Genomic DNA, 2,429 nt, shown 5'->3' with positions numbered 1-2,429 from the left:
CTGCGCTTGCCATGCTTGAATATCTCGGGAATGGATGCCGGGCCGCACCGGGGAACCGGGCGGCCGCGCACGCTATCCCGAAAGTATAGGCTCAGGAGGTGACGGTACGGCGGTCGGGCGCCGCCGCCGCGCCCGCCGATCGGACAACGGCGGCGGTCAACCGTTCATTTCCGGACGACGACGGGCGGCATCCACGAGCCGTCGCTCGCCTGCGGCTTCGGCGCGTAGAGGCGCAACGCGAGCGCGAAATCGGTCCGCGGCGCCGGCAGCCAGTTGGCCGCATGCGTGCCGCCCGGCGACGCCGACACGACGATGTCGATCGAGCCGTCGTGGTTGCGGCGCAGCCGGTCGCGATCGCCGAGCGAGCGGCGCGCCGACCCGACGTCGGGCAACGCGCCGTTGGTGGTGTACGGCGTGAGCGTCCAGAACGCGCGCACCGGCGGCAGCGCGCCCGGCGCGAAATGCAGCACGTACCGGTTCGCGCCGTTCAGCGCGTGGCCGTCGCTGTCGACGCGGGTGATCGCGAGCGTCTCGTCGTCGCGCGTCGCGGTGCCGAACTGCGTGTAGGCCGCATACGCGCGCAGCGCGTAGTCCTGGCCGTACTTGCCGGCCGTATCGCCCAGCCAGGTCCAGCCGTTCGCGTTCAGCAGGTTCGACGGCGGGGTCGCGAGCCGCGCGCGCGCCTCGGCGACGCCGGCCGTCGCGGCCGTCAGACGGTCGCCCGTCCACAGCACCGGGTAGCCGGCCGTCACGCCGATGTCGCCGAGCGATTCCTGCGCGTGTGCGTCGTCGGCCGGCGCCGGATTGTCCTGCAGCGCCCGCGCGAAGCGCGTGAAGAACGCCTTCGGGTCGAGCGCGGTCACTTGTTCGGCCGGCGTGCCGCCACCCACCGCTTCGGATGGGGCACTGCCCGCATGGACCGCGACCGATGCGCCGCGCTCGGCGCCCGTGTAGACCGACAGCGGCACCACGCGGATCGCGCGCTGCAATTTCTTCACGTTCGTCAGATCGCGCCCGCCGCTCGTCTGCAGCCGCACTTCGAGCCACGCATTGGCGGACGGCACGTCGACACGCTGTACGCCCTTCGGCAGCGTGCCCTGCCAGTCCTTCGCGGCGAAGGCAATCGTTTGCGATCGCCCGGCGCCACGGGCGCCGCGCGCCGCGACGCTCGACGACGACCACAGCACGTTCGTCCACATGTCGAGCGCGCGTGCGTCCCAGTAGCGGCCGCGCGTGTCGGGCAGCGTGACGATCATGGGTTCGGCGGCGACGTCGAGCCAGCCGGTCGAGTCGAGCGTGTCGACGCCCGGCAGCGGCGGATTGACCGCGCCGACGGGCGGCAGCGCCTGCGCGTGGCGCAGCGTGTTGAGCGGCGCCTGCCCCGGCTGCGCGCCGTCGCCGCCCGTCGCCGCCTCCTTCGCGACGTCCATCAGCACGAGCGGATACGCATAGATATAGGAGTCGGCGACTTCCGCGCGCATCCAGCCGGTTTTCCGCTGGATCGCGTCCGGTTGCGACGCGCATCCCGCAAGCAACGCCGCAATGGCCAGCGACGCGCATGCGCGTCGCAGAGAAACTGATTCTCGCTGGTTTTCAATCATCGATTACTGGCCGAATATCGTTCTTTTCAGTCAACGCCCTGTTCGTCTTGCGAACGGCGAAGCAAGGCACCCCAGCGTGCCCGGATGACCGTTTCGCTACGTTTCGTAACGGTGGGGCGCTGATGTCAGGCCGGTATCATAGCGCCTAAGGGCATCCCCCAATATGCCGAATAACGGGTAAAACGCTAGCCGAATCGTCAAAAAATCTGAAATAGTTCACGGGATTCCGCAAAAATCTGGAACAGCATCGGGAACATCGACCCGTAAACGCCTCGCGAGCGCCAAGCTCGGCGCTTCAGCGCTCACCGGCTGTCCGTACGGAAGCCGGGCGATCGCTTTTCCTGCGTTGTGACACCCTGTGCGCATCGACCTGCGTCGCATCGTCGCCGACGCTTGACCTTACCATCATGGGAATGTTGATACTGGAACCATTCGCGGCACGAACCGCGCTTTTGGGGAATCCGACATGACTGAACCACTTGCCTCCGCGGCGCTGCAAACGATCGAGCTGAACGTCGACGGCATGCATTGCGGCGGCTGCACGGGCCGCGTGCAGCGCGCGCTGGCCGCCGTGCCGGGCGTCGTCGATGCGGCGGTCGATCTGGATGCGCATACGGCGACGGTCACCGCGCAGGAGACCGTCGAGCCGGATCAGCTCGTTGACGCCGTCCGTGAGGCCGGCTATCGCGCCGCGGTGCGCGACGCGGCCGGCGAAGCGGTTGCGCCCACGCAGGTGGCGCACGCGACGCCCGACGCAACGCCGTCTGCGCCGGCTGCCGCCACGACGATCGAACTCGATATCGATGGCATGACCTGCGCGTCGTGCGT

At 68.8% G+C, this 2,429-nt stretch carries 2 protein-coding genes; one reads left to right on the top strand and one right to left on the bottom strand.

From position 1 onward, the window contains the following. Positions 1-164: 164 nt before the first annotated feature. The gene (locus JMF90_RS33450; protein ID WP_011548931.1) at positions 165-1,601 is read right to left on the bottom strand and encodes a DUF1254 domain-containing protein; all 1,437 of its coding nucleotides are present in this window, start codon (positions 1,599-1,601) and stop codon (positions 165-167) included. 466 nt (positions 1,602-2,067) lie between these two features. Between JMF90_RS33450 and JMF90_RS40410 the strand changes: the two genes are divergently transcribed. Further along, positions 2,068-2,429: heavy-metal-associated domain-containing protein (locus JMF90_RS40410; protein ID WP_236598088.1), on the top strand; the 362-nt coding region annotated here is incomplete at its 3' end.

This window comes from Burkholderia sp. E168m23, from assembly GCF_016586125.1.
In the GTDB taxonomy this organism is placed as follows: Bacteria; Pseudomonadota; Gammaproteobacteria; order Burkholderiales; family Burkholderiaceae; genus Burkholderia; species Burkholderia orbicola.
The sequence above is the reverse complement of the archived record's forward strand: the minus strand, read 5'-3'. Positions and strand labels throughout refer to the sequence as shown.